This is a genomic window from Pseudarthrobacter sulfonivorans (assembly GCF_001484605.1).
GTDB lineage: Bacteria > Actinomycetota > Actinomycetes > Actinomycetales > Micrococcaceae > Arthrobacter > Arthrobacter sulfonivorans_A.
In genome coordinates, this window is record NZ_CP013747.1 from 2,018,794 (window position 1) to 2,042,945 (window position 24,152).

General features: G+C 65.9%; 24 protein-coding genes. 14 read left to right on the forward strand and 10 right to left on the reverse strand.

Going from position 1 to position 24,152, the window contains the following annotated elements:
- The first annotated feature begins 1 nt into the window (after position 1).
- The 6 genes from AU252_RS08970 to AU252_RS08995 all read left to right on the forward strand — a co-directional run bounded on the left by AU252_RS08970 (position 2) and on the right by AU252_RS08995 (position 5,925).
- Complete coding sequence (locus AU252_RS08970) at positions 2-490, forward strand: inorganic diphosphatase (RefSeq protein ID WP_056347687.1); 489 nt, start codon at positions 2-4, stop codon at positions 488-490.
- Between the two features lie 91 nt (positions 491-581).
- A complete protein-coding gene (locus AU252_RS08975) occupies positions 582-1,934 on the forward strand; it encodes a carboxylesterase family protein (RefSeq protein WP_058930413.1) in 1,353 nt (450 codons plus the stop codon).
- A 100-nt stretch (positions 1,935-2,034) separates the two neighbouring features.
- A complete protein-coding gene (locus AU252_RS08980; protein ID WP_157768962.1) occupies positions 2,035-3,279 on the forward strand; it encodes a hypothetical protein in 1,245 nt (414 codons plus the stop codon).
- Between the two features lie 2 nt (positions 3,280-3,281).
- A complete protein-coding gene (locus AU252_RS08985; RefSeq protein ID WP_430929474.1) occupies positions 3,282-4,052 on the forward strand; it encodes an ABC transporter ATP-binding protein in 771 nt (256 codons plus the stop codon).
- A complete protein-coding gene (locus tag AU252_RS08990) occupies positions 4,049-5,236 on the forward strand; it encodes an ABC transporter permease (protein ID WP_058930415.1) in 1,188 nt (395 codons plus the stop codon). Before AU252_RS08985 ends, AU252_RS08990 begins: the two co-directional genes overlap by 4 nt.
- Before the next feature lie 89 nt (positions 5,237-5,325).
- Entirely contained in the window at positions 5,326-5,925 is a 600-nt protein-coding gene (locus tag AU252_RS08995; protein WP_058930416.1) for a hypothetical protein, read from the forward strand.
- Between the two features lie 21 nt (positions 5,926-5,946).
- Here AU252_RS08995 and AU252_RS09000 read toward each other — a convergent pair whose 3' ends face one another.
- From AU252_RS09000 to serS, 4 genes are all read right to left on the reverse strand, one after another.
- Entirely contained in the window at positions 5,947-6,339 is a 393-nt protein-coding gene (locus tag AU252_RS09000; RefSeq protein ID WP_058930417.1) for a DUF1761 domain-containing protein, read from the reverse strand.
- 79 nt (positions 6,340-6,418) lie between these two features.
- Positions 6,419-7,273, reverse strand: coding sequence for a helix-turn-helix domain-containing protein (locus AU252_RS09005; RefSeq protein WP_058930418.1), 855 nt, complete (start codon positions 7,271-7,273; stop codon positions 6,419-6,421).
- A gap of 43 nt (positions 7,274-7,316) precedes the next feature.
- A complete protein-coding gene (locus tag AU252_RS09010) occupies positions 7,317-8,174 on the reverse strand; it encodes an HAD family hydrolase (RefSeq protein WP_058930419.1) in 858 nt (285 codons plus the stop codon).
- Between the two features lie 515 nt (positions 8,175-8,689).
- Positions 8,690-9,970, reverse strand: coding sequence for a serine--tRNA ligase (serS, locus tag AU252_RS09015; protein ID WP_058930420.1), 1,281 nt, complete (start codon positions 9,968-9,970; stop codon positions 8,690-8,692).
- A 91-nt stretch (positions 9,971-10,061) separates the two neighbouring features.
- Here serS and AU252_RS09020 point away from each other — a divergent pair, with 91 nt between their 5' ends.
- Positions 10,062-11,120: a diacylglycerol/lipid kinase family protein gene (locus AU252_RS09020; protein ID WP_058930421.1), complete on the forward strand. Its 1,059-nt coding sequence runs from the start codon at positions 10,062-10,064 to the stop codon at positions 11,118-11,120.
- Positions 11,121-11,131: 11 nt separating this feature from the next.
- Here the strand turns inward: AU252_RS09020 and AU252_RS09025 are convergent, their stop codons facing one another.
- From AU252_RS09025 to AU252_RS09035, 3 genes are all read right to left on the reverse strand, one after another.
- Entirely contained in the window at positions 11,132-11,341 is a 210-nt protein-coding gene (locus tag AU252_RS09025; protein ID WP_056347667.1) for a hypothetical protein, read from the reverse strand.
- A 124-nt stretch (positions 11,342-11,465) separates the two neighbouring features.
- On the reverse strand, positions 11,466-12,404 hold the full coding sequence (gene pheA, locus AU252_RS09030; protein WP_058930422.1) for a prephenate dehydratase: 939 nt from the start codon (positions 12,402-12,404) through the stop codon (positions 11,466-11,468).
- A gap of 39 nt (positions 12,405-12,443) precedes the next feature.
- Positions 12,444-12,770, reverse strand: a complete 327-nt coding sequence (locus AU252_RS09035) for a rhodanese-like domain-containing protein (protein ID WP_058930423.1) — start codon at positions 12,768-12,770, stop codon at positions 12,444-12,446.
- A gap of 111 nt (positions 12,771-12,881) precedes the next feature.
- Here AU252_RS09035 and AU252_RS09040 point away from each other — a divergent pair, with 111 nt between their 5' ends.
- The 3 genes from AU252_RS09040 (at position 12,882) to AU252_RS09050 (ending at position 15,360) form a co-directional block, all read left to right on the forward strand.
- The gene (locus AU252_RS09040; protein ID WP_058930424.1) at positions 12,882-13,625 is read left to right on the forward strand and encodes a peptidase E; all 744 of its coding nucleotides are present in this window, start codon (positions 12,882-12,884) and stop codon (positions 13,623-13,625) included.
- Positions 13,618-15,072, forward strand: coding sequence for an amidase (locus AU252_RS09045; RefSeq protein ID WP_058930425.1), 1,455 nt, complete (start codon positions 13,618-13,620; stop codon positions 15,070-15,072). Before AU252_RS09040 ends, AU252_RS09045 begins: the two co-directional genes overlap by 8 nt.
- An 84-nt stretch (positions 15,073-15,156) precedes the next feature.
- Positions 15,157-15,360 (forward strand): hypothetical protein, encoded by a 204-nt coding sequence (locus tag AU252_RS09050; protein ID WP_058930426.1) that lies wholly within the window; start codon positions 15,157-15,159, stop codon positions 15,358-15,360.
- 94 nt (positions 15,361-15,454) lie between these two features.
- On the opposite strand, the gene AU252_RS09055 is transcribed toward AU252_RS09050, so the two are convergent.
- Together AU252_RS09055 and AU252_RS09060 are read right to left on the reverse strand one after the other, a co-directional pair.
- Positions 15,455-16,048 (reverse strand): DUF4190 domain-containing protein, encoded by a 594-nt coding sequence (locus AU252_RS09055; RefSeq protein WP_058932850.1) that lies wholly within the window; start codon positions 16,046-16,048, stop codon positions 15,455-15,457.
- Between the two features lie 78 nt (positions 16,049-16,126).
- Positions 16,127-17,026 (reverse strand): nuclease-related domain-containing protein, encoded by a 900-nt coding sequence (locus tag AU252_RS09060; RefSeq protein ID WP_058930427.1) that lies wholly within the window; start codon positions 17,024-17,026, stop codon positions 16,127-16,129.
- 288 nt (positions 17,027-17,314) lie between these two features.
- Here AU252_RS09060 and pgm point away from each other — a divergent pair, with 288 nt between their 5' ends.
- Both pgm and AU252_RS09070 read left to right on the forward strand, forming a co-directional pair.
- On the forward strand, positions 17,315-18,973 hold the full coding sequence (gene pgm / locus AU252_RS09065) for a phosphoglucomutase (alpha-D-glucose-1,6-bisphosphate-dependent) (RefSeq protein ID WP_058930428.1): 1,659 nt from the start codon (positions 17,315-17,317) through the stop codon (positions 18,971-18,973).
- A gap of 354 nt (positions 18,974-19,327) precedes the next feature.
- Positions 19,328-20,596, forward strand: a complete 1,269-nt coding sequence (locus AU252_RS09070; protein WP_058930130.1) for an IS110 family transposase — start codon at positions 19,328-19,330, stop codon at positions 20,594-20,596.
- Positions 20,597-20,708: 112 nt separating this feature from the next.
- Here AU252_RS09070 and AU252_RS09075 read toward each other — a convergent pair whose 3' ends face one another.
- The gene (locus AU252_RS09075) at positions 20,709-21,314 is read right to left on the reverse strand and encodes a malonic semialdehyde reductase (protein ID WP_058932851.1); all 606 of its coding nucleotides are present in this window, start codon (positions 21,312-21,314) and stop codon (positions 20,709-20,711) included.
- Positions 21,315-21,547: 233 nt separating this feature from the next.
- Between AU252_RS09075 and AU252_RS09080 the strand changes: the two genes are divergently transcribed.
- A complete protein-coding gene (locus tag AU252_RS09080) occupies positions 21,548-22,717 on the forward strand; it encodes a serine hydrolase domain-containing protein (protein WP_058930429.1) in 1,170 nt (389 codons plus the stop codon).
- A gap of 76 nt (positions 22,718-22,793) precedes the next feature.
- A complete protein-coding gene (locus AU252_RS09085) occupies positions 22,794-24,146 on the forward strand; it encodes a uracil-xanthine permease family protein (RefSeq protein ID WP_058930430.1) in 1,353 nt (450 codons plus the stop codon).
- The last annotated feature ends 6 nt before the right edge of the window (positions 24,147-24,152 follow it).

The window sequence follows — 24,152 nt, forward strand, 5'->3', positions numbered from 1 at the left end:
CATGAAGCATGACGTGACCATCGAGATCCCCAAGGGATCTCGCGTCAAGTACGAAGTTGACCACGAGACCGGCCGCGTCCGCCTGGACCGCGTCCTCTTCACCTCCATGCAGTACCCCACGCACTACGGTTTCTTCGAGAACACCCTGGGCGAAGACGGCGACCCGCTGGACGCACTGGTGCTCCTGCAGGACTTCGATCTGCACCCCGGTGTCATCGTTGAGTCCCGTCCCATCGGCGTTTTCAACATGACCGACGACGGCGGCGGCGACGCCAAGGTCCTGTGCGTCCCGGTTGACGCCCGCTTTGACCACATCCAGGAGATCAGCGATGTCAGCGAATTCCTGATCAAGGAAATCGAGCACTTCTTCACCCGATACAAGGACCTCGAGCCGGGCAAGTGGGTCAAGGCTGAGGGCTGGGGCGACCGCGCCGCCGCCGAGGCCGAACTGGAAGCCTCCATCAAGCGTTACGTGCCGGCAGCGCACTAATCCGCACGCCTGCAACGCGGGGTCACTTCCCGCCCATTCCACCTCCGGAATTGGGCAGGAAGTGACCCCGCGTTGTGGTTTAAGGTGGAGGGTGAGTTCCGAGCCTTCGAATCCCCCGTATTTTGAGCCGCCGTATTTTGAACCGCTGTGCGGGCCCATCACAGGGTGGCGGGACGGTGAGGTGGTTCGCGCCACGGGCATCCCCTACGCCACCGCGGGCCGCTTTCAACCTCCGGTGGCGCCGTCCGACTGGACCGCCAGCTATGCCGCCACCACGCTCGCGCCGGCCTGCCCGCAGGGCCCCGTTCCGTTCCTGGACGACGTCCTGGGTACCCGGTACGGCGAACTCCCCGGCAGTGAAGACTGCCAGCGGCTGTCGATCACCGTTCCGGCCGGGCTTGCCGACGGCGAACAGGTCCCCGTTATGGTGTGGCTGCACGGCGGCTCCTACACGTCCGGTTCCGGCGACCTGGCGATCTTTGATGCCACGTCGCTGGTGTCGGAGAACCGGGTCATCGTCGTTTCGGTGACCTACCGCCTGGGCCTGTTCGGATATTTGGCCACCGGAACCGGCCGGCCCGCGAACCTCGGCCTGCTGGACCAGTTGGAAGCGTTCCGGTGGGTGCAGCGCAACATCGCGGCCTTCGGTGGGGACCCGAGGCGCGTCACCGCATTCGGGCAGTCCGCGGGCGGCGACTCCGTAGCCCACCTCATGGCGACGCCCGAGGCGCCGTCCCTGTTCCAGCGGGCCATCATCCAGAGTGCACCGTTGGGCATCACCCGCGGCCGGCACAAGATGAGCCGTGCCATGGGCATCGCCGCCGAAGCCGTCACGGAGGACACCCCGATGCTGGACGTTGTGGCCATCGAAGACCACGTGTCTCAGGTGGCCCGGAAGTTTGGCCTGATGGCGGCCATGCCGTTCGGCACCCAGTACGGGCACGCGCCGCTGCCGCCGGAATCACGCGTCGAGGCCGCCTGGAACGCCACGGCCCGGGGCATCGAAGTGCTGATCGGGCACACGTCCGACGAGGCCCGGCTGTTCCTGCCCCGCAGTCCCGTGGTCAGCCGGTTGGGCAAGATCCCCGGCCTGGGCGGCGTTGCCGTGCGGGCGATTAATTGGGCGGTGACGGAGGCGGTCTACGGCAGATCCGCCCGTAAGTTTGCCCGCCGTCACGCCCGCGCCGGGGGCAAGGCCTACAGCTACCTGCTGTCCTGGGGCGCACCGGGAAACTCCTACCGCGCCGCACACACCGTTGATTTGCCGCTGCTCTTCGGAAACCAACAGACCTGGGCCGCTGCCGGGCTCCTCAAGGGCGCAACCTGGGATGAGATCGACGCCGTTGGCCGTGAGATGCGCCGGCTGTGGGCCGGATTTGCCCGCGGCGACGGATTGGGTGAGACGGGCCGGATTCCCGGAGCGCTCGAGTACCGCTCGATGTAGGAGCCCGGGTTGCGCGAATTGGCTACGTACTCAGTATAGGGTGTGGGCAGCACGCTTTCCGCGGAAACTGGTCTGCGGGGAGTTACTGATGGGGGCAGTAATGAGGATTTTTAGGCGCATTGTGTTGCCGGTGGCGTGGCTGGCAGTTTTTGCCGTCATCGCCGTCGCACTGGTGAAGATCGCTTTCGTGGACGGGATGAAGCCGCAGCAAGGCCTCATGGGACCGTCAGCGGAGGTCTCAATCCCGGTGGTCCAGGCAACCCGGGCCACCGTGACGAACACGGTTGAAGTGCAAGCCACTGTGGACAGTGACGCCGCCGTTGCCGTGAAGAACACCACGGCGGGCACCGTCACCTACCTGTTCGTTTCGCCGGGCCAGGAGGTTCGTACACAGGCCCCGCTCTACCAGGTCCGCACCGAGGTTCAGCCGGATCCGGCCGCTACGGCCCGGGTTTCCGGAGAGTCCGAAGGCGGAGCACCGGCAGCACCTGTCCGAAGCGCACCGGTTTACACCTATACGGACGTTTACGCTCCGGTCTCAGGGACGGTGGAAACACTCACTATCCTGATCGATCAGCAGGTCAGCGTAGGGGAAACGACAGCAACTGTGAATCCCGGTACGTTCACGGTCAGCGGTTCAATCGACGCCGCCCAGCAGTACCGGCTCCTGGCCAAGCCGGGTTCAGCGGTGATCTCGGTGGTGGGCGGCCCGGCTCCCTTCACCTGTCCCGCCGTGACGTTGAAGAGCCTGGCAAGTACTTCGGGCGGCACTGCCGGCGGGGCCGGCGGCGCTGGCGGGGCCAGCCGGGGAGTTCCGTTCGCTGCCGCAGGACCTCTCGGCGGGACTCCGGCCGAGGGCGGCACCCCCACCGGCACCATCAGTTGCTCTGTCCCGAGCGGAGTCGAGGTCTTTGCCGGGCTCGGCGCCACCATGACCGTCACGGCCGGCCAGTCGGCGGATGTTGTTACCGTTCCGCTCACCGCGGTCCGGGGCACCGTTACGGACGGCACCGTATGGGTCTCCGCCGGAGGTCCGGCACCGGGAGGTCCCGCTCCCGATGGTTCACCGTCCGACGGCGGCGCAGCGGTAGGCGGACCAGTCCAGTCAGCGCCGGGCGAAGGTAGCGCCGCTTCAGGCCCTGCCGGCCCTGGCGTTCCAGGCGGAGCAGTGGCCTCGGGCCCTCCGGAAGAGCGGAAAGTCCAGCTGGGCCTCAATGACGGTTCCCGGGTTGAGGTAGTTTCCGGGCTGGCCGAGGGCGAATTTGTCCTCGAATTCATCCCGGGCGCGCCGGCGCAGGTACAGCCTGGGCTCCAGCCCGGCATGGCCTACCCGGCGGGAGGCTAACCGTGGAGGAACTGGTTTCGCTGACGGGCGTCACCCGGACCGTCAGGCTTCCTGACGACCAGGAACTGCACATTCTCAAGGGGGTGGACCTTGCCGTACATGCCGGCGACCACACCGCCATCATCGGGCGGTCCGGCGGCGGAAAATCAACCCTGCTGAACCTGATCGGCCTGCTGGACCTGCCCTCAAGCGGCGAGGTCCGCTTCCTGGGCGAACCTGTGGCCCACCTGAGCAGCAACGCCAGGGCCCGGCTTCGCGGCTCTTCCGTGGGATTTGTGTTCCAGCAGTTCAACCTGCTGCCCGGCCGCAGCGCCCTGGACAACGTGATCACCCCCCTGCTGTATGCCCGCGGTACTGCCTTCTGGCGCCGCCGCGAGCTCGCGATGGAAATGCTGGACCGGGTGGGCCTCAGTGCCCGGGCGGACGTTATGCCGAACATGCTCTCCGGCGGCGAACAGCAGCGCGTGGCGATCGCCCGGGCCCTGGTCCGGAAGCCCCGGCTTATCCTTGCGGACGAACCAACCGGAGCCCTCGACGTCGAAACCGGCCAGACAGTGATGGCGCTCCTGGATACCGTCGCGACCGAATCCGGCTCGGCGCTGCTCACCATCACGCACGACGTCAACGTGGCCGCGCTTGCCAGCGCCTGCTACCGGCTGGAATCCGGCGTTCTGACCGGCGCCGAGATCCCGGCCCACCCGGATCCCGAGGGCATGGCCCCGACTGTTCCAGCGGGATTTTCCGCAGCAGCATCAGCCGGGGTGGCGTCATGAGCGGCCTCGTGTCGGCCATTGTTGAGGCCTGGCAGGAACTTCGCATCAACAAGACCCGGATCCTGCTGGCCCTGATAGGTGTGGCGCTCTCCGTCGCTGCGCTGACCTCGGTGGTGGGCATGGGCAACCTGGTCCGCGAAGGCTACAAGGCCACCTCGGAACGCAGCGGCGGCCGCACCGCGACCCTTGGCCTCGGGGTCTACGGCCAGACGCTGCCGGACCCGGAAAAGCTCAGCCAGGCGTACCGCGGCATTGGCGAGCGTTACGGCATCACCTACTCCACAAACGTGTCGCAGACCCAGCATGACTTCCAGTTTCCGCGAGGCGTCCAGTCGGCCCAGGTCCAGGTGGTCGACCCCGACTACGGCGTGATCCATCGTGTGGACCTGTCCCAGGGATCATGGTTTGCGGACACGGACGAGCAACGGTTTGCCCCTGCACTTGTGGTCTCCGAGGCTTTCTACACCGCCGCCGGACGGCCCAACCTCACCACCCAGCCGGCCGTTACGCTGGCCGGTCCGCAGAAAACCACTGCGGTGATCATCGGGGTGGTTCCCGATCTCTATCCGCAGATGCCGCCGTCGGCCTATATGCTGACCGACGCCGCCGCCCGTGCCGGGGTGGTGTCCATGGGCGGCCCCAGCCAGTTTGAGATCTGGGTGCAGGACACTCAGGCCGATTCACTCAAGGCAGCCATCTCCGCGGACCTCCGGGAGCAATTCCCGGGCATGGAGGCCCACGTGGAGCGGAGGGACTATGCCAGCCATGGCGATCCCTTCGCGATGGTCCAGCTGGGGGTGGCGGGCGTTGCCGGGTTGGTGATGCTCCTTGGCGCCGTGGGGATGCTGAACATCTCCATGGTCACCGTGAGGTACCGGGTGCGGGAGATTGGCATCCGGCGCAGCTTCGGGGCAACATCGCAACGCATCTTTGTGGGCGTGATGATGGAGTCTGTTGTGGCGACGGCGGTGGCGGGCATTGTGGGTGTGATGATTGCCGTTGCCGTGGTCAAGAATCCGTGGATCGAGGCCAGGGTTGGGTCGGGGCTTACCGAGTTCCCGCCCTTCCCGGTGGAGGCCGCGCTCCTTGGCCTGGGTGCCGCAGTGCTGGTGGGAGCGCTGGCCGGAGCGATTCCGGCCCTGGTGGCTGTGCGCGTCAAGGTCATAGACGCCATCCGTTTCTAGGGCCCGCTCTCCGGCCCGGGGGTGGCGGTGCTGGAGACCCGTCGCCCACTTGCCTTGAGCCAGCTGCCAGCGGGTAGTCTGTGTTTCACATGTTCACGTTGACCATCAACCAGACCGACAGCCGGCGCGACGGCGACCGCGTCCCTCAGCTGCTGAAGGACCTGCGGCACATACCCGCGCGCCTGGATTTCGACCGGTCTGTGGAGGATGAAGTCCAAGGCATTGTGGACTGCCCGCATCAGGCCGTGGAGGCTGCCCTGATCGCCCTGCGCTGCGGCTCCTGGTACGTGGGGCTCGGCGTCGGGCCGGTCAACGAGCCGCTTCCCAACCAGATCAAGGATGCCTCCGGCCACGGCCTGATCTATGCCCGGCGCGCTGTGGACCGGCTCCGGAACAGCAAAGAACGCATCCCGGTCGCCGTGGAAGGACCGCTGGCGGACATCGCCCACGAAGCCGAGGCCGTGCTGCGGCTTTTGGGCCATATAGTGCGGGACAGATCCGGGGCTGAATGGCGCGTGCTGGACCTCATGACCCCCGGCGTCCGCGGACAGCAGAAAGCGGTGGCCCAGGAACTCAGCATCACCACCCAGGCCGTCAGCAAGGCAGTGGCCCGGTCCCAATGGAACGAGGAACACGCTGCCCGCCCCGCTGCTGCACGGTTGCTTGCACTCATCCTTGAGGTGCGCTGAACGATCCCTTTCACCTCGCCGTTACTGCATGGCGCCGATGATCGCCCCCATCGCCGTGAACGTCACGATGTTGTAGCTGGCGTTGATGGCGAACAGCATGAGGCTGCGGCGTTCAAAGAGGTAGTTGACGCCCAGGGCAGCCGCAACCCAGGCCGCGCCCGTAGCCAACCCGGCTAGGGCACCGAATCCGGCACCGCCGTCGCCGATAAACGCCGCGAGCACCACGGCCATCACCGCTGCGAGCAGGAACGATCCCACAAAAACCCGCACGGTCCCGTGCTTCAGCTGCTCATCCGTCACGCCGGCCTCGCGCTGCCATACCTTAGCGAAGAGCACCGAGTACCAGAGCCCTCCCACGATGAAGCTCGCCAGGGCGGCCAGCAGCACGGCCAGCCAGTTGATGTTGATGGCCATGGGGGCATCCGCCTTTCAAGGGGTGATAGCCCGATGCTAGCGGCGGAAATCCGTATGGTCTTGTAAAAATGCCGCAGTGTCAGGTCCTCAGGCCGGGCACCGCCTCCACCGGCACGAACGTGGCGTAGTCGGCGCCGTGTTCGCGGACAATCCTCAGATATTCCGACGGCGTGAAGCCGCTGAAGCGCCGGAAAGTGCGGATCAGGTGGGGCTGGTCGTAGTAATCGGCCAGGGCCAGGAGCTGCCGTCCCGCTGCCGCTCCGGGCGGCAAAGCTGCCGCCGCATTGACGAAACGGTGGAAGCGGCACACGTCGGAGAACCCCTTCGGCGTCGTTCCGCAGTCCCGCATCATGATCCGTTCCAACGTGGACGTACTGAGTCCCAGTCGCCTCGAAAGGTCCGCCACCGGAATATCGTCCCGGGCAAGGAGGCCGACGGCGGCTGCCGCCCTTTCGTCGCACCGGTAACCGGGACGGAGCCTCGCCGTGAGGAACGATTCCAGCGCCGCGAAGGCGCGCTCCGGCGTCGGGCTTTCCGTTCCTCGGCTCAGCGAGTCACGAAGATGGCCGAATCCAGGGAAGATCCGGTCCGCATCCAGTACCCGTCCGGTCAGGGCCGACGGCGGCTGCTCCGTGAATGCGGCCACGCCGAAGGGCGCGAGAACGGCTCCCACGTTGAAAATTTGCGCGGGGTTTTCACTGATGAGGTACGTGCGCTGGAGTCCCGAGTAAAACCCGGCGGCGACTTCCTGCGCCGGCCCCTCGGAACCGGCGGGGTCGATCAGCCGGTACGGATCCGAGAGGTTCAGGACCAGGTGGGCCGAGGGTCCGGGCAGGATCTTTTCATAGCGTGCCGCGGGGCTGGCCCGGATGAACCAGAAGCCCGTGACGAACGGCTGCAGCCCGGGCGGCGCCGGGCACTCCTCGAAGTGCACAGCCCCAGTCTAGGGTTGCCGCTCCAGAGCAGCTGGCCACGCTCTAAATGAGGCTGCGCAGCACGTGCGCGGCGCCGTCGTCGAGCACCGAAAGCGTGACCTCATCCGCGGCGGCGATAACTTCCTCCGGGGCCTGGCCCATGGCGACTCCGCGCCCGGCCCAGCCCAGCATTTCGATGTCGTTCCGGCCGTCGCCAATGGCCACGGTCCGGTGGGGTTCAGCCCCCAGCTGGCCGCGGAGCCGTTCCAGCGCGCTGGCCTTCGTAACACCGGCGGCGGCGATGTCCAGCCACGCCGTCCAGCCGACCGAATAGGTGACGCCGGCCAGTCCGATCTCCTGGATGGTTGCGGTGAATTCTTCCGGGGTGTTTTCGGTGCTGAACACCACAAGGCGGACGGCGGTGGCTTCGAGCAGGGTCTGGAAGTCGACGCCGATGGCCTCGACGCCGAAGCTGGCGTCCTGGAATCGTTCCGTGGACAGGAAATTGCCGTCCTCGTCCTCCAGCGCATACTTCGCAGTGGGCAGCTTCTGCCGCAATGCCCGGAGCGCCGGGGCCGGATCGAAGGTGGCCTTGTGGATGATTTCATATCCGTCGGTCAGGTCCGGATCCAGCCGGAGGGTCACGCCGCCGTTGCAGCAGACGGCATAGCCGCGGTCGATGCCGATCTGCTCGATGATGGGCAGCGTGGCGTTCAGGGAACGGCCGGTGGCGATGAGGACATCGTGCCCTGCGGCGACAACGGCCTGGGCGGCCTCACGGACAGGCACGGACATGTGGCCGTCGTGGTCCACCAGGGTTCCGTCCACGTCCAGGGCAACCATGAACTTGGTGGTGCTGTTTTCGCTTGCGATCCGCTGGTCATCGATGCCAGCGACTGTGGTTTCAGTCAATGTAGTCATACATCCAGTAGACCAGAGACCCCCTGAAACCGGCTAGGACGCAGGCCACAGCGCGCATGAACACCCGGTTAATACTCACAGGGTTATCCCCGGTGTGAGTGTTAACCTTCGGCACGCCGTTCCCGCTGGCTGGCCCTAGATTCCCCCGCCGCGCGGTCAATACCCCGGCAGCATGTCACGGGGAAAAGCCCACCCGGAGGGGAACTGCTGCGACTTATCCACATGCGAGCAGGCGGGGCTGGCCGAGCTCTCGCGGCCAGTTGAGCATTGGACCATGGAATCCACTCCTCCTGCCCTGATCCTTGCCAGCCGCAGACGCGCCCTCACGGGCAGCAGCCGTGGCTTGAGTCGCGCCTACCGCCGGAGCGCGCGGGAGACGGTTCTGGCGGAGAAAAAGCGCGAGGATCGGCTGCGGGCGTTCGGCTACACCGTTGCCCGTTGGGACTGGAAAGCCGTTGCCGACCCGGAGGTGTTGCGGCGGAAACTCGAAGGTGCCGGAGTCAGTACGCAAAAATCTAGAGGACGGGGAAGACTTCCATCCCGCCGAGGTACTTCTGCAGTGCGGCCGGGACGTTGACGGAGCCGTCGGCGTTCTGGTGGTGCTCCAGGATGGCCACGATCCAGCGGGTGGTGGCCAGCGTGCCGTTGAGGGTGGCTACGGCACGGGTGCCCTTGGCAACGCCTTCGTCGTTGAGCACACGCTCGCGGATGTTCAGGCGGCGGGCCTGGAAAGTCGTGCAGTTCGAGGTGGAGGTCAGCTCACGGTAGGCGCCCTGCGTCGGAACCCAGGCTTCGCAGTCGAACTTGCGGGCCGCGGACATGCCGAGGTCGCCGGCGGCGGTGTCAATGACGCGGTACGGGAGCTCGCACTTGGCCAGCATCTCCTCTTCCCACGCCAGGAGCCGTTCGTGTTCGGCTGCGGCCTTCTCCACCGTGGTGTAAACGAACATCTCCACCTTGTTGAACTGGTGGACACGGATGATGCCGCGGGTGTCCTTGCCGTGCGAGCCGGCCTCACGGCGGTAGCAGGAGCTCTGCCCGGCGAACCGGATCGGGCCGGCCGTCAGGTCCAGGATCTCGTCCGCGTGGTAGCCGGCCAAGGCAACCTCGGAGGTGCCCACCAGGTAAAGGTCGTCCTCGGCGAGACGGTAGATCTCGGCGTCGTGCTTTACATCAAAGCCTGTGCCCTGCATGGTTTCGGGGCGCACCAAGGTTGGGGTGATCATGGGAACGAAGCCGGCCTCGATGGCCTGGTCCATGGCCATCTGCAGCAACGCCATCTCCAGGCGTGCACCCACGCCGCGCAGGAAGTAGAAGCGTGAGCCCGAAACTTTCGCGCCGCGCTCCATGTCGATGGCGCCGATCAGCTCACCGATTTCCAGGTGGTCCTTCGGCTCGAAATCGGGGAACTCGCGGGGCGTTCCAACGGTTTTGACCACCACATAGTCGTCCTCGCCGCCCTCGGGGACGCCGCCCTCAATAAGGTTCGGGATACTGCGCAGCAGTTCGTCCTGCTTGGCCTGGGCAGCGTCTGCTTCGGCCGATGCGGCCTTCACAGTGTTGGCCAGTTCCTTGACCTCGGCGAGCAGGGCTTTCTTCTCATCGCCCTTGGCCTGCGCCACCTTCTTGCCGAAGACGTTCTGCTCGGCGCGGAGGTTTTCAAACCGGATCAGGGCGGCACGCCTGGCGGAGTCTGCGGCCATGATCGCGTCCACCACTGATTCGTCTGCGCCGCGGGCGCGCTGGCTGGCACGGAACTTGTCCGGGTTTTCGCTGAGGTCTTTTACGTCGATCACCAGACAAGAGTATCGAATCCGGCGGGACCAACACTGCCCGGCCTGACGGGGGGGAATCGCGGCGCCGCGGCCGGGATACTGTTGAAGCACCATGAACGACTGGCTTCTCTACGTCCTGAGCGCGGCGGCGCTGGCTTTCGCCGTCTCCAGCTGGTGGGGCGTCCGGAAGCTCAAGGCCCTGCACATCCGCAGCGCGGTCCATGAAGACGCGCACGAAACGGGACTCACCCAGCAACGCGTGGTCGTCATCCTCAACCCCGTCAAGGCACGTGCCCCCGAAGCGAAGGAAGCCATCCAGCGCGCCTGCCTGACAGCTGGGTGGGACGAACCCCTCTTCCTGGAGACCACCGCCGAGGACCCGGGATACTCCCAGGCCCGGTCGGCGCTGGACTACAAGGCCGACGTCGTTCTGGTGGGCGGTGGCGACGGCACCGTGCGGGTGGTGGCAGAGTCCCTCGCACACACGGATGTGGCCATGGGCCTGATTCCGCTGGGGACGGGAAACCTCCTGGCGCGAAACGTGGATCTGGATGTCAACGACCTTCACGCAAACGTGCATACAGCGCTTTTCGGCCACCAGCGCTACATCGATACCGCGCGGATGGGCATCGAGAATTCCCGCACGGGACACTCTTCCGAGCACGCGTTCCTGGTGATCGCCGGGATCGGCATGGACGCCGAAATACTCGCTGATACCAATGCCGGCCTAAAGAAAGCCGTAGGTTGGCTCGCTTATACCGAAGCCGGAATGCGTCACCTGCCGGGGCGGCGAAGGAAGGTCTCAGTCGCGCTGGATGACAAGCCTGAGCAGGTCCGGAACATCCGCAGCGTCCTCTTTGCCAACTGTGGGCTGGTCCCGGGCGGGATCGATTTCATCCCGGAAGCCATGATCGATGACGGCATGCTGGATGTGGTTGTCATGAGCCCCCGCAGCGCCATCGGCTGGCTGGCCATGTACGCGAAAATCCTCTTCAAACACAAGGGCAACCTGCCCATCATGACGATGTACCGGGCCGGCCGAATCGTCATAAAGTGCCCGGAGCCCATGCCCACACAAATCGACGGCGACACGTCCGGGCTGGCCACCAAGCTCACGGTCCGCGTGGAACCGCGCTCGCTCCTGATAAGGGTCAAGGGCCAACCGGCCTGAGCGGTCCCGCCTCAGGCAGTTGCCTTCTTGGCAGCTCCAGCCTCTGCAGCAGCTTTCGCGGCACGTGCCTCGGACTGCTCACGGATCATGGCCTGCTCCTCTTCGAAGCGCAGGCGGTCGGCGCGGTCAGCGTCATCCCCGTCCCAGTCCTGGTTGTCGGCTGTGGGCTTCGGATTGACGATCATGCCCTGGCCGTCGTTGTCTGTGCTGCTGGTACTCATGACCTGTTCCCTTCATTAGGGGCCATCCCCCAAGTGGATCAAGCAAGCATACGCACAGTAACTATCCCGCGGAAGTACCTTGCCCTACGCTGTGGGCGAAGCCTCGGGCGGCGTCAAGCTGCGTTCATTCCCCCTGCAGAATCTGCTCAACCCATTCATGCGCCGCCCGGAATGCCTCGTCAGAGGTGTGTTGCGCGACGCTGGAGCTTTGGGCGTCAGCCCGTCCATAGGAGCCAAGGAAGCGGGTGGCCGGGCTGATGCGGTGAAGCCCAGCCAGTGCATCAGCCACACGGGCGTCCGCGATGTGCCCGTCAGCGTCGATGCTGAAGAAATAGTGTCCCAGGTACTGACCCGTAGGCCGGGATTCGATCCGGCTGAGGTTCACGCCCCTCGTGGCGAACTGGTCCAGGATTTCCATCAGCGCACCCGGGCGGTCTTCCGGAAGCGGGACTACCACCGTGGTCTTGTCCGCACCGGTCCGTTCGGGCAGTGCGCCCGGCCTGCTCACCAGGATGAACCGCGTCACTGCACCCGGGTTGTCGCCGATGTTCTCCGCCAGGACTGTCAGCCCTGGCTGCTCCTGGGCCACAATGGGCGCACAGATCGCGGCGTCGTAGTGGGCGTCGCCGTCCAGGAGGCCCATCGCTGCCGCCGCCGTGGAGGAGCCGGCAACATATTCTGCACCTGGAATATTCGCATCCACCCAGAGACGGCACTGTGCCCAGGCATGGCCGTGAGTGGAAATGCGGCGGATGTCATCAATTCGCACACCGGGTCGGGCCACCAGGACAAAGCTGATGGGGACCAGGACTTCGCGGATAATTCGGAGTTCCTGCCCGCCGGCAATGGCGTCCAGCGTGGCCGTAACCCCGCCTTCCACCGAGTTCTCAATGGGGACCATCGCTGCGTCCGCAGAGCCATCGCGGACCATGTCCAGCGCAGCGTTGACGTTGGAGGCCGGGATGCGGGTGGCCCCTCCGGCATCCGGAACCTGCATAAGTGCCGCCTCGGTGAACGTGCCCTCAGGCCCGAGGAAGGTGTACGTAACAGGTGTCGCGGGCATGGATTCCTCTGTGGTGACGGGACGCAGGTTCGGGCTGAACTACAGAATGAGCGGCTTGAGGCCGTTGTCGGACACGAGTGGCTTGCCGGACTCGAGCCACTGGTCCATTCCGCCGGCCACGTTGATGGCTGTATAGCCCTGTCCGGTGAGCCATTGCGCGGCGCGGAAGGACCGTCCGCCAGTGCGGCAGATGACATAGACGTCCTGGTCCGGGTCCAGTTCGTCAAGCCGCGCCGGAAGCTGGTCCAGGGGAATGTGCACAGCGTCCTCAGCGTGTCCGGCAACCCATTCGTAGCCTTCGCGGACATCCAGAATCACGGCGTCGGCTGGGACGTCGTTGACGGGCACGGTATCAAAATCGCTCATGGGAGTCCTCTTTCGGAGAATCACGGGTCTCCTTCCAGCCTAGCGCCAGCCGATCGCGCCGCTCCCGAAACCAGGGACAAGTTACGCTGTTGAAGACCCGTAGGAGGATCCTTGCCCGCTGAGCAGCCCACCATTTTGGCCACGTCTGGAGGCTACAGGCAAGGTGTTCGAACACGCTTGGAGTTTGACCGCCTGCTGCACTACGCCGTCGAGCTTTCCGGAGCCAGCGGACGGCCGCCGCGGGTCACCCACGTGGGTACGGCCGCCGGGGATCAGCGCGGGTTCAATGCGGAAATGGATGAGGCCGCGTGGCTGGCGGGCTTCGACTTCAGCCACCTCAACCTCTTCACCATGCCAAACCACGCAGACCCGGAGGCGCATCTGCTGGAACAGGACGTGGTGTGGGTGAACGGCGGCTCCGTGGTGAACCTGCTTGCCGTCTGGCGTGCCCACGGGCTGGACGGCATTCTCCACCGCGTGTGGCAGCACGGAGTTGTGCTGGCGGGGGTTTCGGCCGGATCAATCTGCTGGTACCAGGGCGGCACCACTGATTCGTTTGGGCCGGAGCTGCGTGCAGTGACCAATGGCTTGGCCTTCCTCCCGTACGCCAATGGCGTCCATTACGACTCAGAGGAAAGGCGGCGCCCGCTGGTGCACCGGCTCGTGGCTGACGGAATACTGGGGGAAACGCACTGCACGGACGACGGCGTGGGGCTGGTCTACCACGGCACGGAACTTGTGGAAGCGGTTGCCGAGGTACGGGGCAAGGGCGCTTACATCGTCACCGCGGAAGCCGGTGGAGCGGATGGAACCACCGCTTCCGAGAGGCGCCAGGAGCCTCGCTTCCTTGGCTGACATCCACGACCTGCCGGCCGTTCAGCTCCGGGATGCGCTCCGCGCGGGAGAGCTTTCAGCGCGGGAAGCCACAGCCCATTTCCTGGCCCGGATCGCGGAGCAGAACCCGTTGCTGGGCGCCTTTGTCACGGTCACGGCAGATCAGGCGATGGCCGACGCAGCCGCCGCCGATGCCCGGTTCGTCCAGCTCCGAAAAGACTCCGGGAACGACTCCGCGCGGGACTCCGGAGGCAGCGCGGACGGCCTGCCGCTCCTGCACGGCATGCCGGTGGCATTCAAGGACCTGACCGACGTCGCCGGCGTGGTGACCACCCACGGAAGCGCTGCACTTGACCACAAACGGGCACCCGCCGATGGCGCGTTAGCCTCTGCGCTCAAAGCCGCTGGCGTGGTCTCACTGGGCAAGACGCAGGTTCCGGAGTTTGGACTGACGGCGTACAGCGAAAACCGCATCGCACCGCCGTCGCGCAATCCCCATGCCCCGAGCCGGAGTTCGGGCGGCTCCTCCGGGGGCAGCGCTGCCGCGGTGGCCGCTGGCCTGCTTCCGTTCGCGCCAGGGACCGACGGCGGCGGTTCCGTCCGCATCCCGGCCGCCGCCTGCGGCCTCGTGGGACTCAAACCCGGCCGCGGCGTGGTGCCGTCGGGCGAGAGTTCAGGCGACCCCGCCCGCCTGGTGGTGGGGGGGCCCCTGGCCCGCAGCGCAGCCGACTCGGCCCTGCTGATGGATGCTCTGGCACCGTCCCGTGACAGCAGTTATCTCGACGCTGTGGCACACGAACCGCGCCCGCTGCGCATAGGCCTGACCCTGGACAGCCCCTGGTTCGCCACGTTTCCGTTCACGCCCGAACCCGAAGCCTTGGCCGCGCTGCAGGCGGGCACCGAAATGCTGGAGCATGCCGGGCACGCCGTCAGCGAAGCCGCCATCCGCTACGACAACCGCTACGCGGACGCCTTCACCACCGCGTGGACCGCCGCCGTCGGAACTGCCCGGATCAGCCCGCACCGCGAAGCGCTTCTGGCCCCGCTGACCCGTACGTTCAGGCGCCGGGCCCAGCAGCGCAGCGCCGCCAAGCTCAATGAATCGCTGGCGCTGCTCCGGCAATTCGAGCGCGACACCATCACGCAGTACGGCGGCTGGGACCTGATGCTGATGCCGTCCCTGGCGCAGACGCCCCGCCCTGTGGGCTGGTTTACCGGGGCAACGCACGGTGACGAACCGTGGCCGGCTGCGGAATGGCCCGGGGATGCCGACGGCGACTACCGCCGGCAGTGCGAATTCGCCCCGTGGTCCTCCATGGTGAATGTCTGCGGCCTGCCTGCCATCACGATTCCTGTGCACTGGACCGGCGGGCAACCCGCGCATGGCCTCCCGATGGGGATCCAGCTTGTAGGGCCGGCGGGATCGGAACTGCTCCTGCTCCAGGTGGCGGCGCAACTCGGCTTCTGATGGCCGTTTGAACTGCTCCAGGGTGTCGACTCGGGGGCCGATCCGGAGGACGATTAAGGGGCAGTCATTATGAGGAGGTCTGTGATGTGCTATTCATCGATGGAGGATTTCGGGTGGCGTGCCAAGAAGGAATCCGACCGGAAACCCGAAGCGCGCCAGGAAACACCGCCGGACCGTCCGGAGCCGCATTACACGGCCCAGGACTTCACCTTCTGGGCCTTCCCGCGTCGCCGGAGGACCCACGAAGCCCAGGAACCGGCCGCTGAGCGCAGGCGCGAGAGAGTCTGATTTTGCGAGTCAGGCCCACCTGAAGAAAGGCCCCCTGACGGGGGCCTTTCCGCTGCGCAGCGTCTCTTAGCCGGGGTCAGCTGCGACCGGGGGCTCAGTAGCCGTAGGTGGAGCTGTACGTCAGCCCGATGATGAGGAGCAGCCAGAACGCCCCGTAACCCAGCAGGCAAAGGTAGCCCAGGACCAGCCCGGTGATGGACATGCCCTTGCCAGAGGGTTCACGGCGGAGGGCCAGATGGCCGGTGATGATTGCGGCGATCTGCGGAATCATCAGCCAGCCAAGGATGACCGAGGAAATCCCGAGGACCATGCTGGCGATGCTCAGGCCCTGTGGCTGCTGGGCGGGCATGCCGTAGTAGGCGGGCTGCCCGTACGCCGCCTGGCCATAAGGGCTGGCACCCTGGCCGTAAGGGCTTGCAGGCTGGCCATACGTCGCGCCGTACGGACTGCCAGGCTGGCCGTAGGCGCCGGGTTGGTTGTACTGGCCTGGCTGGCCGTACTGGTTCTGGCTGTACTGGTCCTGGCCAAACTGATTCTGGCCGTACGGGTTCTGGTCATACGGCGGCGGCGCCGGAATGCTTGGGCCCTGGGGCGGCACAAACTGCGGCGGCTCGTAGCCTGCCGGCGAATCGCCGGGTCCCGCACCGGACCCTTGCGAATCAGGGCGCGGAGTTGGCTGGTCAGTCATGATTTTCCCCATTCGAAGTCTTCGCTTCCCAGCCTACCGCCGCCTGCATTACAGGCCTACAGCCGCCCTCATCCAGTCCTACCGCCCCCAATACGGCAGCACGTAGACAGCAAAAACCACAAAGGCAGCCAGGAACATCAACCGGGTCATTCCACTGGCCGCGTCGTGCTGCGCCTTCGACTTCCTGGCGCGTCCCGAGCCGCCGCTGCCCGCCCCACGGCGGGTGCCATAGGCGGGCTGCCGGGGCCCGCTACGGCCCCCTGTCTGCCCGGACCGCGGCGGCCCAGCCACCGGCGGCCCTCCGCCCGCCGGCTCTACGGTCGGTGACTTCACGGTCAGCGGCTTCACGGACAGCGGCTTCACGGACAGCGAGTTCACCGCAGGACTTTCCGCCGCAGATTCCTGCGTGAGCTGCTCGCCGAGGTGCGCATACAGGCCCACCACCGTCTGCTCGTCCAGCACCGGGGGCAGCGCCAAGACGGCAGCAACAACGCGGTCTGCCCCTGCCACGGCGACGTCTGAATTGGTGATGCCGAAGAGGTCCGGCTGCCCGGTGAGGCAGATCAACGGGCGGACGAACCGCCGGTGGGGCGGCGCCAGCACGGACGCAACGGCGGCGCACTGCGCCAGTGCCCCGTCCACGGACTGCGTCCTGGCAAAACGGCCCTGCCACAGGACACCGGCGGAGACCCGGACCTCCCCGGTCCAGTTCTTGGCATCGACCACCACCACTCCGCCGGGACCCACCAGCACATGGTCAAGGATGGCTTTGGGCCGCCCGGGCCAGCGGACATCGTTCAGCAGGTACCAGCCGTGCGGAATGAGCCCGCTCAGGCTGTCCGCCACGAGCCGCTCGCCCACGGCTCCGGCGTCCCACGACTTCGTGGCGCGTTCAGCCTGATCGAGTTGGCGTTTCAGCCGCTGCACGCGTTCGGCAGCAAGCCTCGACTGCTCGGCCGCGCCGTCTCCTGCCCCCATGACCTACCCCCTGGCTCCCGCATGCCAACTCACTGCAGTGTGCGACTTACTGCAGTGCCAGACACTTACTGCAGAGCCCGACGGCGGCGCTCCCCGCCGTCGGGCATTCTTTCCTGAGTTTTTCCGAACGTAGCAGCGCCGCGGGGAGCCGGTATATAGGTACTTTTGGGCCCAGTACTTGCCTTAACTACTTGCTGCCAAGCGTCCGGCGGGGACTTTTCCGCGTCATAGGGACCGGATTATGGACCGCGCGTTTTGACTCCAGCCCACGTCTGGCATGCTGGTGCCATGGCTAGCCGCGCGGGCACAGTTGCCCAACCCCAGGACCTTGTTGACATCACTGCGCTCCTCGACGCGTATTACGACATCACGCCGGATCTGGGTGATCCCGGCCAGCGCGTGGCGTTCGGCACTTCCGGGCACCGCGGCTCGAGCCTCAAGGCGTCGTTCAACGAAAAACATATCGTCGCGATCACGCAGGCAATCGTGGAATACCGCGCCGGGCAGGGCATCACCGGCCCGCTTTTCCTGGCGAAGGACACCCACGCCCTCAGCGAGCCGGCGCAGAACTCCGCCCTGGAGGTTCTCGCAGCCAACGGCGTACACGTGCTGATCGACGCGCGGCACGGCTACACCCCCACACCGGCATTGAGCCACGCCATCCTCACATACAACAACAACCGCCAGCCCGGCACTCCGGAAGCAGACGGCATTGTGGTCACGCCCAGCCACAACCCGCCCGGAGACGGCGGCTTCAAGTACAACCCTCCGCACGGCGGCCCGGCCGATTCCGACGCCACGGGCTGGATCGCCAACCGCGCCAACGAACTCCTCGAAAACGACCTGCGGGGCGTGAAGCGCATCCCCGTCTCCGACGCCCTCGCCGCGGACAGCACCGGCAAGTTTGATTTCCTCAGCAGCTACGTTGACGACCTCCCGTCCGTGCTGAACCTGGACGCCATCCGCGAGGCCGGTGTCCGCATCGGTGCCGACCCCATGGGCGGTGCCGCCGTGGATTACTGGGGCGAGATCGGCGAGCGCCACCACCTGGACCTGACCGTGGTGAACCCCACCGTGGATCCCCAGTGGGCGTTCATGACCCTGGACTGGGACGAGAAGATCCGGATGGACTGCTCCTCGCCGTTCGCTATGGCTTCCCTGATCAACAGGATGTCCGACGGCGGCAGTTCGGCCGCGTTCGACGTCGCCACCGGAAACGACGCCGACGCCGACCGGCACGGCATAGTGACCCCCGACGGTGGCCTGATGAACCCGAACCATTACCTCGCCGTCGCCATCGATTACCTCTACCGCAACCGCAGCGGCTGGAACCCCGACTCGGTGGTGGGCAAGACCCTGGTTTCGTCCTCCATCATCGACCGTGTGGCGGAAAGCCTGGGCCGCAAACTGGTTGAGGTCCCTGTGGGCTTCAAGTGGTTTGTGCCGGGACTGCTGTCCGGCGAAGGCGCGTTCGGCGGCGAGGAATCTGCCGGCGCCTCCTTCAACAAGCTGGACGGCAGCGTCTGGACCACGGACAAGGACGGCATCCTGCTTGCGCTGCTGGCCTCGGAAATCACCGCCGTCACGGGCAAGTCCCCGTCACAGCTGTACAAGGGCCTGACCGACCAGTTCGGCGCCCCCGTCTACGCGCGCATTGATGCAGCAGCCACGCGGGAGCAGAAGGCGGCACTCGGCAAGCTCTCGCCGTCGGACGTCACCGCAACTGAACTGGCCGGCGAAACCATCACCGCCAAGCTGACCGAGGCGCCCGGCAACGGCGCGTCGATCGGCGGGCTCAAGGTGGTCACGGAGAACGCCTGGTTCGCCGCGCGCCCGTCCGGGACCGAGGACGTCTACAAGATCTACGCCGAGTCCTTCAAGGGCGAGGAGCACCTCAAGCAGGTCCAGGCGGAAGCCAAGGCGCTGGTGGACGGCGTCATCGCCTAACCTGCGCAGGCAAAAGCGAACGCTCTCTCACTAGATGCGCTTAAATGACCGACGCTCTCTCACTTTCCTCAAGAAAGTGAGAGAGCGTCGGTGTTAAAGCCGCATTAAGCCTGTATGCCCCTTGCGGGGCGCCCGTTCCGGGCTGAAAATGTGCCTGTGGTCGCCTGCCGACGCCGTAGTCACTATGGTTCTTTCAGTCCGTCATTAAGCCGGGCGCCGGGGATCACGCCGTGGGCCCTTCACTGTTTCCTTTTACCGAGAACGAGGACTAGATTCCGATTTTTCCCGGTGATCCCCGCGGGCGGCCGCTTCGATAATCAGAAGTTCCGCTCTGTGAGGAGATGAGCAGTAGCCATGCTGGCTGAAACCCAGGATGAGGATCAGATCATTGCCAGAGTCGCCGCGATCGACATTGGCAAGGCCGAACTCGTGTGTTGTGTCCGGGTCCCCGCGGAAGGGGACCGGAGGAAACGGTTGCAGGAGGTGTCCACGCACTCCACGATGACGCGGTCGTTGATGGAGCTGGCCAACCATCTCGTGGACCTCCGGATCGAGCGGGTCGTGATGGAGGCGACTTCGGACTATTGGAAGCCGGTGTTTTACCTCCTGGAGGCGCACGGGCTCGAGCCGTGGCTGGTCAACGCCCGCGACGTGAAGCATCTGCCGGGCCGGCCGAAGACGGACGTGCTCGATTCCGTGTGGCTGTGCAAGGTCGCCGAGCGGCAGATGCTGCGGCCCAGTTTCGTCCCGCCTGCCCCGATCCGCCGGCTGCGGGACCTGACCCGGTACCGCGCTGATCTGGTCGGAACCCGGACCGCGGAGAAGAACCGGGTCGAAAAACTCCTCGAGGACGCGTGCATCAAGCTCTCCGTCGTCGCTTCGGATATTTTCGGGGTGTCCGGGCGGGAAATGATGGCAGCGCTCATCGCCGGCGAACGGAACCCGAGTAGGCTCGCGCAGCTGGCCCGGACCCGGATGCGGGGGAAGATCAGCGAACTTGAGGAGGCCTTCACCGGCCAATTTGATGACCACCACGCCTTCCTGCTGGCCCGGATGCTGGCAAGGATCGACGGCATCGATGCCGATATCGCCGCGGTCGATGAACAGATCGAGGGGCAGTTGGCCCCTTTCGCGGCGGCAGCGGAACGCCTGGATGAGATCCCGGGCATCGGCCCCGTCGCTGCTGCCGCTATTATCGCCGAAATCGGGGTAGACATGACCCGGTTCCCGACCGCGGGGCACCTGTGTTCCTGGGCGAAGTTCTCCCCGGGCATCAACTCCTCCGCGGGGAAGACCAAGGGAAACGGCTCGACCGGACACGGCAACCGCTATCTCGCCCGGGTCCTGGGCGAGGCCGCCGTCGGGGCCAGCAAAACTCACACCTTTCTGGGCGAACGCCACCAGAGGATCGCGCGGCGGCGGGGCAAGAAACGCGCTATCGTCGCCACCGGACGTTCCATCCTCGTGATCATCTGGCACCTGCTCCAAGACCCGGACGCCCGGTTCAACGACCTCGGCCCCGACTACTTCAGCCGCCGCACCGACCCCGAGAGCAGAAAACGAGGCCACATCCGCCAGCTCGAAGCCCTCGGCTACACCGTCACCCTCGCACCCGCAGCCTGACCCTACCCCGTCTTCATACCAACACCAACACCCGCCAGACCACGACGGAGTGCACCACAGTGCGCACCGACCGCGGTCACGTCCCCTCCATTTTCGGACTAGTGAGACAGCGTTAGACGGTGCGGACAACGTCCTCGTAGCTGAACTTGGGCTTCACTGCGCCCCAGGCGTCTGCGCCGGCCTGGCCGATGTTGACCACCAGGAAGCTTTTCTGGTCGCCGGCCGGGAAGAACGCGGCGTCGATGGCGCCGAAGTCGGCTCCGGTCATCGGGCCCGCGGCGAGGCCGAGGGACCGGACGGCCAGGATGAAGTAGCCGGCCTGCAGGTGGGCGTTGTTGTTGCCGGTGGACGCAGCCAGGTCCGGGGCGGCGTCGTACATAGCCTTCGGAGCGTTGTATTCGGGGAGGAAGTTGTCCCACTGCTCGGCCCAGGCGGTGTCGTAGCTGAGGACTGCAACCAGCGGCGCGGAGGCGGTCTTGGCCTTGTTTCCGTTGGCCAGGGTGTCAACGAGCGTGGCGCGGGCCTCGTCCGAGCGGACGTAGGTCACGCGGAGGGGCTGGGAGTTGAATGCCGTGGGGCCGAACTTGGTGAGTTCGTAGATGGCGCGGGCCTGGTCCTCGGTCACCTCGCCGGTGAAGGAGTTGGCCGTGCGGGCCTCGGCAAAAATGGCGTCGACGGCGGCCGAATCGATAACCGCTTCTTCGTGGGCAATAGTCATGGCGTACCTTTCGCTGGGCCCGCTCATCGAAAATGATGGGCCGGCGGTCTGCTTTCCATAGTTGTAACTTCAAGCACGCCCGCAATCTTCCCAATACGGCAGGTGACGTTCCGCACAGCGGAGCCGGGATTGCGGCTTGACCCCTCCAGAAAGCCTGAGGAACATGGGCGGTAAAGGCGCAGCCTGCCTGATCGTGCTCCTGCGCCGCCCGACCCCAGCAGGGACGTGAAGACATGTCGGAGCCTCGGAAGCGCCCATCACCGGTCCGGTTCTCCGCCGTTCTGGCCGCCATCGTGGCAGTAGTGCTGACGGGCTGCACAGCGGCGCCGCCGGCGCCTGTGCAGGTCACCCGGGCGACCGTGACATACCGGACCATCCTGGCGGAATTCAGCAAACGGATGCTGGACCTCGGAGCCACGGCAGTCCTGATCGAGGCGCGGATCGACGGCGAGACATTTTCGTCGGCAGGCGGCGTCCGCAGCCTTGAAACGTCGGCGCCGGCCGAGGTCACCGACCCGGTCCACGTCGCCAGCGTCACCAAATCCATGGTGGCCGTTTCGGTCCTGAAACTGGTGGAGGAAGGCATCATCCGGCTCCAGGATCCGGTGGGGAGGCACCTCCCCGAATTCGACAGCCTGATGAAGCCGCCAGGCCCTGTCACGGTGGAGCATCTCCTGCGGCACACGAGCGGCATGCCCAACTATCACGACCCGCAGTTGACGTCGCGCACGCTGCAGCAGGCGCTGACGCAGCCCATCACGGCTGAAGAAATTCTTGCCCTGACAGCCAGCGTGCCGTGGGTGCTGACTCCCGGCGGTGGCATGCAGTACGCCAACGCGAACTACATTGCCCTTGGCCTCATGGTGCAGCGCCTTCGCGGCCAGCCCATCGCCGAGGTCCTCCGGTCAGACACTATCGAACCCCTCAAGCTGACCGGCACCCACCTGACCGGACCCGGCCCGGCACCCGCAACCATGGTCCACGGCTACATCACCATCGACGGCGTTCGCGTCGACACGACGTACCTGGCCGGGCTCATCGGCGACACCGCGGCCGGCTTGGTCTCGACCGTTGGCGACCTGAACACGTTCTACGCTGCCCTCATGGACGGGCGGCTCCTGAAGCCGGCCACCGTCAAAGAGATGCTGCTGGCGCCCGAGGGCTACGGGCTGGGCCTCGAGCGGTGGGGCGACGCCTGCGAAGGCGGCTTCTACTACGGCCACCCGGGCGACACGGCAGGATACGGAACGATGGCCCTGACAACCCCGGACGCCAGGCGCCAGTTGACCATTAATCTGGCGTATCCACCTGGACCGCTAAACCTCACCCCGTACGCGCCCAGCAATGAGCTGGCCTGGGAAGTATTGAGGATCGCGCGGAAGGCACTCGACAGCACTTGCTGACCCGGACCGGGCCGCGCGGTATTGTTGCACCGGAAGATCCCAGCCCCAGCGGCAACCCCCTTGAAAGGCCCCGACCATGAGCATGCTCGGAATGAAATGGAAGCTCCACGGCACCGGCAAATCGATTAAGCCCGGCCACGTGGTTGCTCCGGATGAGCGGCTGGCCTGGCCCCTGACCATCGGTGTGGGCATGCAGCATGTCGTAGCCATGTTCGGAGCCACCTTCCTGGTGCCCATCATCACCGGCATGCCGCCGGCTACCACCCTCTTCTTCTCCGGCATCGGAACGCTGCTGTTCCTGGTGATCACCAAGGGTCGCGTTCCCAGCTACCTCGGCTCCAGCTTCGCGTTCATCGCGCCAATCATGGCGTCCCAGCAGCAGTTCGGCGTGCCCGGCGCGCTGGGCGGAGTGGTGCTCGCCGGCGTCGCCCTGGCCCTGATCGGCGCGATCGTGCAAAAGTTCGGCGCGGGCTGGATCAACCGGCTGATGCCGCCCATCGTCACAGGCGCCATCGTGGCACTGATCGGCCTGAACCTGGCCCCCGCGGCGAAAATGAACTTCGACGCCGCCCCCGTCACCGCCGTCATTACGCTGGCCACCATCATCCTGGTCAGCGTTCTTTTCCGCGGAATCGTCGGCCGGCTCAGCATCCTCGTGGGCGTGGTGGTGGGCTACCTCGTGGCCATGCTGCGCGGCGAAGTGAGTTACGAAAAAATGGAAGCCGCCGCCTGGATCGGCCTCCCGCACTTCCAGACCCCCGAGTTCCACGTGGGCGTGCTTGGCCTCTTTGTCCCCGTGGTACTGGTCCTCGTGGCCGAAAACATCGGGCACGTGAAGTCCGTGGCGGCCATGACCGGCCAGAACCTCGACGGCGTCTCCGGCCGCGCGCTAATGGCCGACGGTGCCGCCACGGTCCTCGCCGGTATCGGCGGCGGCTCCGGCACCACCACGTACGCGGAGAACATCGGCGTTATGGCGGCCACCAAGGTGTATTCGACGGCGGCGTACTGGGTTGCCGGCGTCTTCGCCATTGTGCTGAGCTTCTCGCCGAAATTCGGCGAACTCATTGCCACGGTCCCGCCGGGCGTGCTGGGCGGAGCGGCCACCATGCTCTACGGCATGATCGGCATCCTGGGTGTCAAGATCTGGGTGCAGAACAAGGTGAACTTCTCCAACCCCGTGAACCTGACCACCGCCGCCGTCGCCCTGATCATCGGCATTGCCGACTACACGTGGACCATCGGGGAACTGACATTCACGGGCATCGCCCTCGGCTCGGCCGCCGCCCTGGTGATTTACCACGGCATGAAAGCCATCGCGAAGGTCCGCGGCTCGGTGGCTGAACCGGAAGCGGAGCAGGCGGGCCTGCCTCCCGCCGTCAAGGCAGCCGTCAACGCAGCAGCGAAACGCGCGCAGAAGAAGCGCTGACCCGTC

What these genes read in the sequence shown, in the direction of transcription:
- AU252_RS08970 (WP_056347687.1), top strand. Translation starts at nt 2, where the DNA reads ATGAAGCATGACGTGACCATCGAGATCCCCAAGGGATCTCGCGTCAAG.
- AU252_RS08980 (WP_157768962.1), top strand. Translation starts at nt 2,035, where the DNA reads ATGAGGATTTTTAGGCGCATTGTGTTGCCGGTGGCGTGGCTGGCAGTT.
- AU252_RS08990 (WP_058930415.1), top strand. Translation starts at nt 4,049, where the DNA reads ATGAGCGGCCTCGTGTCGGCCATTGTTGAGGCCTGGCAGGAACTTCGC.
- AU252_RS08995 (WP_058930416.1), top strand. Translation starts at nt 5,326, where the DNA reads ATGTTCACGTTGACCATCAACCAGACCGACAGCCGGCGCGACGGCGAC.
- AU252_RS09000 (WP_058930417.1), bottom strand. Translation starts at nt 6,339, where the DNA reads ATGGCCATCAACATCAACTGGCTGGCCGTGCTGCTGGCCGCCCTGGCG.
- AU252_RS09010 (WP_058930419.1), bottom strand. Translation starts at nt 8,174, where the DNA reads ATGACTACATTGACTGAAACCACAGTCGCTGGCATCGATGACCAGCGG.
- AU252_RS09020 (WP_058930421.1), top strand. Translation starts at nt 10,062, where the DNA reads ATGAACGACTGGCTTCTCTACGTCCTGAGCGCGGCGGCGCTGGCTTTC.
- AU252_RS09025 (WP_056347667.1), bottom strand. Translation starts at nt 11,341, where the DNA reads ATGAGTACCAGCAGCACAGACAACGACGGCCAGGGCATGATCGTCAAT.
- pheA (WP_058930422.1), bottom strand. Translation starts at nt 12,404, where the DNA reads ATGCCCGCGACACCTGTTACGTACACCTTCCTCGGGCCTGAGGGCACG.
- AU252_RS09035 (WP_058930423.1), bottom strand. Translation starts at nt 12,770, where the DNA reads ATGAGCGATTTTGATACCGTGCCCGTCAACGACGTCCCAGCCGACGCC.
- AU252_RS09050 (WP_058930426.1), top strand. Translation starts at nt 15,157, where the DNA reads ATGTGCTATTCATCGATGGAGGATTTCGGGTGGCGTGCCAAGAAGGAA.
- AU252_RS09055 (WP_058932850.1), bottom strand. Translation starts at nt 16,048, where the DNA reads ATGACTGACCAGCCAACTCCGCGCCCTGATTCGCAAGGGTCCGGTGCG.
- AU252_RS09060 (WP_058930427.1), bottom strand. Translation starts at nt 17,026, where the DNA reads ATGGGGGCAGGAGACGGCGCGGCCGAGCAGTCGAGGCTTGCTGCCGAA.
- pgm (WP_058930428.1), top strand. Translation starts at nt 17,315, where the DNA reads ATGGCTAGCCGCGCGGGCACAGTTGCCCAACCCCAGGACCTTGTTGAC.
- AU252_RS09070 (WP_058930130.1), top strand. Translation starts at nt 19,328, where the DNA reads ATGCTGGCTGAAACCCAGGATGAGGATCAGATCATTGCCAGAGTCGCC.
- AU252_RS09075 (WP_058932851.1), bottom strand. Translation starts at nt 21,314, where the DNA reads ATGACTATTGCCCACGAAGAAGCGGTTATCGATTCGGCCGCCGTCGAC.
- AU252_RS09080 (WP_058930429.1), top strand. Translation starts at nt 21,548, where the DNA reads ATGTCGGAGCCTCGGAAGCGCCCATCACCGGTCCGGTTCTCCGCCGTT.
- AU252_RS09085 (WP_058930430.1), top strand. Translation starts at nt 22,794, where the DNA reads ATGAGCATGCTCGGAATGAAATGGAAGCTCCACGGCACCGGCAAATCG.